The organism is Sandaracinobacteroides sayramensis (genome assembly GCF_022014495.1).
Lineage (GTDB): Bacteria > Pseudomonadota > Alphaproteobacteria > Sphingomonadales > Sphingomonadaceae > Sandaracinobacteroides > Sandaracinobacteroides sayramense.
In genome coordinates this window covers 1-4,948 of sequence record NZ_JAKLSQ010000027.1, presented here as the reverse complement: position 1 = coordinate 4,948, position 4,948 = coordinate 1, and the positions used below count along the sequence as shown (strand labels likewise).

4 protein-coding genes and 2 pseudogenes are annotated in these 4,948 nt (G+C 70.7%); all 6 read right to left on the bottom strand.

Annotation, left to right across the window (positions count from 1 at the left end):
- Positions 1–29: 29 nt before the first annotated feature.
- Complete coding sequence (locus tag L6Q21_RS16445) at positions 30–485, bottom strand: hypothetical protein (protein ID WP_237831838.1); 456 nt, start codon at positions 483–485, stop codon at positions 30–32.
- Positions 486–546: 61 nt separating this feature from the next.
- Positions 547–2,280: a putative porin gene (locus L6Q21_RS16440; protein WP_237831837.1), complete on the bottom strand. Its 1,734-nt coding sequence runs from the start codon at positions 2,278–2,280 to the stop codon at positions 547–549.
- 51 nt (positions 2,281–2,331) lie between these two features.
- The gene (locus L6Q21_RS16435) at positions 2,332–3,036 is read right to left on the bottom strand and encodes a TonB-dependent receptor (protein ID WP_237831836.1); all 705 of its coding nucleotides are present in this window, start codon (positions 3,034–3,036) and stop codon (positions 2,332–2,334) included.
- Positions 3,036–3,368 (bottom strand): annotated as a pseudogene (locus L6Q21_RS16430) (ExbD/TolR family protein); the annotation flags it as partial. The pseudogene L6Q21_RS16430 and the gene L6Q21_RS16435, both read right to left, overlap by 1 nt.
- Before the next feature lie 113 nt (positions 3,369–3,481).
- Complete coding sequence (locus L6Q21_RS18045) at positions 3,482–3,634, bottom strand: hypothetical protein (RefSeq protein ID WP_336246252.1); 153 nt, start codon at positions 3,632–3,634, stop codon at positions 3,482–3,484.
- Positions 3,635–3,722: 88 nt separating this feature from the next.
- Positions 3,723–4,943, bottom strand: a pseudogene (locus tag L6Q21_RS16425) (DUF2341 domain-containing protein); the annotation flags it as partial.
- Between the last annotated feature and the right edge of the window lie 5 nt (positions 4,944–4,948).

Genomic DNA, 4,948 nt, shown 5'->3' with positions numbered 1-4,948 from the left:
GGGATGAGCGACAGGTTCGTGACGGCGGATCATGGCCGGCGCCCCATCGGGTTGGTGGAGACGGGGGCCGACACGGCGGGCGGCCGGATCGACACACCAAAATTCTCGCGCAAGCGAAGGCGGGTGCCGGATCGGCTGGCGACGCCGACCTCGAGATCGGGCGAGCCGGCCTGTGCGACAGACACGTCCCGCGAAGCTTGAGCCTCGCGCTGCGCGATCCGCGCCGCCTCGGTGAGCGCCTGCGTCGCGCAGTCGAGATGCCCGGCGCGCTCGCCGGCGATGTCGACGACGACGCAAGGGGTGCTGTGGGCGCTGTCGGCGGGCTTGCCGCCGATGCGGACCGGCGCCGGCTCCAGGGCCGGCTCCGCCGCAGCCCCGAGGTTGAGGGCCGGCAGGACCGGGCCGGGCGCCGATGGCCTGTCCTGCACCCCGGCAGCGCTTGCGGGCAGGCCCGGAGCCGCGAGCGCGGCCAGGCCGGCGGCCACAAGGGCGCGACCGCTCGACCGGGCCGTGACAGGAAGGCGCGCTGCCGTCGACATCGCCGGCTCAGAACTTCGTGTTGAAGTCGAGGAACAGGCGATCGACCGAGAGCGGCGGGCCCGCCACCTCGTCGGACGACGCCCAGCGCAGGCCGAAGAGCGCGTTCCTGGCGACGCCGTAGCTCGCCCCGGCAAGCCAGCCCTTCGCGTTGGTGCCGCCCAGCCCGAAGTCGGAGTCGGCGAACCCGTCGATCACCGCGTCGGAGGCCAGGTGGCGATAGGCGAGATGGAAGCTCCAGTCGCCGGGCTCGGCCGACCAGTCGCCCTGGCCATGGCCCATGGCGAGGCTGCCGACCGCCAGACGCAGCTGCCAGCCGCTGTCGCCGCCCTCATATTCGCCGCCGGTGGTGATCGCGCCGATCGTCGTGCGCGGCGAGAAGTTGTTGAGGGCGAGAGGCGTGATCGCTGCGCGGTCGAAGCCGAGGTTCTTCACATAATCGCCTTCGAGCCGGATCCCGATACGCTCGGAGACATCATATTCGAGCTGGCCGCGCAGGTTCAGCATCTCGAACTTCGATCCGAGCCCAAAATACTGCACTTCCGGGCTGCTGCCATCCGGGACGCTCGGATCGGCGGTGATCTGGCGCAGCGCCACCATGGTGTTGCCGAACTGCTGGAAGGCCGGCCGCGTATAGTCGGTGTCGAACACGTCCTGGTCCCAGCGGCCGGGCGAGGAGAACCGGCCCTGGACGCCATCAAAATGGAAGTAGCCAACGGCGAGCCGCGCGCGGATATTCTCGGCGGGGCGGAAGTCGAGGCCGGCCTGCGCCGCGAACAGATATTTGTCGGTGGATTTGAACGGCCCCGCATCGCGCGAGCCGAAGTTCATGCCGGTGTTGAACACCGGGAAGGCCCCGGCCGAGCCGAACAGGCCGAACTGCTCCGACACCGCGCCCCGGCCCGAGATCGCCAGCCCGTCGAAGTTCATGTCGTTGTCGAACACCAGGTCCGACGTCCAGAAGGGATTGGCGAAGCGCCCGAGATCGACCTGGAAGCCGGAAGCCGGAGTGAGCCGCAGCGACGCGCGGTCCAGCCATATGTGGTATTTGCCGGTGCCGTCGCCGCCCAGCGTCTGGTTGGTCGAGACCGGGCCGTTGTCGGCGCCGGTGGCGAGGCGGACATCGGCCCGGATCCAGTCGGCAACTTCGGCGCGCACCCCGAGACGCGCGCGCAGGCGGAAGCGGCGGCGATCCTCGTTCACATTGAGATAGGGCGGATTGACGTAGCCCGGCGTGTCGGGATTGACCTGGAAGCCGCCGCCGTCGTTGATCGCGCCCCAGTTGGGGAAGTCGGGATAATTCTCCTCATTGTAGAAGCGGCCTTCGGCGCGCACGCGCACGTCGCCATAAAGACTGATGCGCCGCGTCCATTCCGGAGTCTCGCCCGGCTTCGCCCAGCCCTCGGCCTGCGCCTGCCCGGCGAGCTCGGTGCGCACCTGCTCGACGATCTGCTCGCGCACCACGTCGGGGACATAGGGGATGACCTGGGCGCCGTCGGCGTCGACGCCCCCCGGCGGCAGCGGCGCGCGGACCTGCGGCTGCGGCGAGGCCGCACGGGCGTTGCGCAGCATGCGCTCCGCCTGTTCCTGGCTGATGAGCTTCTCGGCGACGAACTGGTCGAGCAGCGCGCGCGGATCGACCCCCTCGTCGCTCTGCCCCAAGGCCGGCGCGGCTGCCAGTGTTGCGCCTGCGGCGCAGGCCATCAGCGCGGGTTTGAAGTTACGGATGAAGGCAGCGGACATGAGATGGATCCCCCTGGGAGTTGAAGCGTCGGTGAGCTGCGCGGACATCGGTCAGCCTCCCGAGCGGGCGTTGAGATTGAGCCGCACCACCGGCAGGCCGGGCGGTGGCGGCGGACATTGGAGGCCGGTCAGGACCTCCTGGACGCGGGCGTTGCGGCGCTCCTCGCCGCCCGAAGTCGGGCGGACAGCGGCGATGCGGCCGTCCGGCTCGAAGGTGACCGCGACCTGCATCGCGTAGCGGCTCCGGGTCAGATCCCGATCGCCTTGAAGCGCGCCTTGCACGCAGCGCTGCGCGACCGCCGCATAGGCGCGATGCGCGTCGCCCATGCCGCCGCCCGCGCGGCCGCCGATCACCGTTCCCGTGCCCGTGCCGCGCTGCAGGCCGTAGTCGGACGGGCCCGCACCCTCGCGGGCGGTGAGGGCGCTGTCGCCCGGCGCGCTATCCTGCGACGGCGCCTGATCGGGCGGCGGCGGGGTGTCGAGCGGCTGCTCGAGCGGCGGCGCGATCGTCGGCTCGGGCGGCTGCTCCACCTCTTCGGGCTTCGGCGGCGGCGGTGGAGGCGGCGGCGGCGGCAGGATGACCCGCGTCGTCTTCATCTCGTTGGGCCGGTCGCTGACCGACTGCCAGCTCAGCATGTTCCAGACGATCGCCACCACCAGCCCCAGGCCGACGACCGCCAGGACACGGCCGAAGGTGACCGGCGATTTGCGGCGCGGTCCGCTGCCGCCCGGCGTCATCAGGGAGGAAGCGGCCATCACGCGCCGCCTTCGGGCGGCCGTGTGGAGGCCATGCCGAGGCTGGGAACGCCCACCTTGGAGGCGAGGTCCAGCACCTGCATGATCCGGTCGTACTGCACGGCGCGATCGCCGCGCAGGATCACCGCCAGGTCCGGCGTCGTCGCGATGGAGCGGCGAAGCTCGCCCTCCAGCTCCGACATCGACACCGGAACCGCGTCGATCGACACCGTGCCGTCGTTCGACACCGCGATCACCCGGCTCTTCTGGCTGTCCAGCGTCTTCGCCGAGGAGGCGGTCGGAAGATCGACCCGGATGCCCTGCACCGCGGCCGTCGTCATGAGGATGAAGATGATGAGCAGCACCAGCACCACGTCGACGAACGGGGTGATGTTGATCTCGTTATAGGGCTTCTTGCCGCCCCCGACCTGGATACCCATGGCGTAAGTCTCCTTATGCCCTGGGCTCAGGCCGCTTTGGCCGGGATGGGAGCGGGCGCCGGCGCATCCTGCCAGGTCTCGGCGATGCGCTTCTCCAGCTCGTCCACGAAGATGTCGTGGTCGGCGGTGATCTCCTCGATGCGGCTGAGCAGATAGTTGTAGCCGAAGAGCGCCGGGATCGCGACCGCAAGGCCGGCGACCGTCGCNCGCCGCGACCGCCGCGAAGGTGATCATCACGCCCAGCACCGTGCCGAGCAGGCCGATGAACGGGCCGCCGGAGATGGCGATCGTCAGCAGCACCAGCCGCGCGTTCAGCTTCTGCCCCTCGCGCACGCGGCCCGCATCCAGCGCCGAGCGGATCGCCGCGATCGACTGCGAGCGGATGGCGAAGCGGCTGCCGGTGGCCTTGCCTTCCTGAAGGCGCTCGGTCAGCTCGCGCCGGCCGATGTCGTAGAGCCGGCCCAGCGTGGAGCCGGCCGCCGCCGCGCCCGGATCGAAGGCCGGAAGCCCCTCATGGCCTCCCGCCCGGCGCGACAGCCCGGCATAAGCCTCCAGGAACGCCTCATTGGCCTGCCGCACCCGGCCGATCAGCAGCCCCTTGGAGATCATGATCCAGATGGCGACCAGCAGCATCAGCATGCAGATGATGATCACCACCCAGGCGTCGAAGGTCAGCGCCTTGAACAGGATGCCCATATAGCCATGGCCGCCGCCAGTCTCGACCTGCTGCGGCGTGTCGGCCGTCACCAGCCGCGGCGACTGGCCCTCGCTGCCCGCCGCGAGCTGGAACGCCGCCTGCGGCAGCGCCGCGCCCGCCACCCGGAACTCGTCGATCTCGCCGGCAAAACCCTGGCCGAGAACCGGCGCGCCGGTCGCGGCGGCGAGAGCCCCGGCCACTTCGCCCGAGGGCCGGCCGTCGATGTAGAGGAGGCTCTTGCCGCCATCGTTCACCAGCGCGACATTGGCCCAGCCGCCAGCCGCGAGCGCGCCCCCCGCCGAGCGGCTGCCGCCCTGGTCGATGTAAAGCTGGCCGTCCTGCGCGACGAGGCTCACCGCCCCCGGCAGCGTGAAGAGCGTGCCGCCACCGGCTCCGGGCTCGCCGGGCTTCACCCAGAAGCTGACCGAAAGCGGACCCTGCGCGAACGCCGAGGCCGGCAGGGTGACCGGGTTCGTGCCGTCGAGGAGCAGGCTCTGGCCGATCAGGCCGCCGGCGTTGCGCCCTTCGCCGCCGGTCGCGTGCGCGCCGTTGGCGGTGGCGTCGCGCGGCGCGCCTGCATTCTCGAAGTGGTAGACCAGCCGATAGTCCGGCCCGAAGGTTCCGGCGACGTCCTGGGCCGCGGCGGCTTTCGCATTGCCGTAATAGGCATAGATCGCGTTCGCCTGCCCGGGCTGCAGGCCCTGCACATCCACCCAGACCAGCGCCTGTTCCTCGGCCGGCGCCCACTTCTCGATGTGGAACTTCAAAGGCGTGCGGTCGTCGCCGGCCACGAAGC

Excerpts from the sequence above, each read along its gene's own strand:
- L6Q21_RS16435 (WP_237831836.1), bottom strand. The coding sequence starts at position 3,036 with ATGGCCGCTTCCTCCCTGATGACGCCGGGCGGCAGCGGACCGCGCCGC.
- L6Q21_RS16440 (WP_237831837.1), bottom strand. The coding sequence starts at position 2,280 with ATGTCCGCTGCCTTCATCCGTAACTTCAAACCCGCGCTGATGGCCTGC.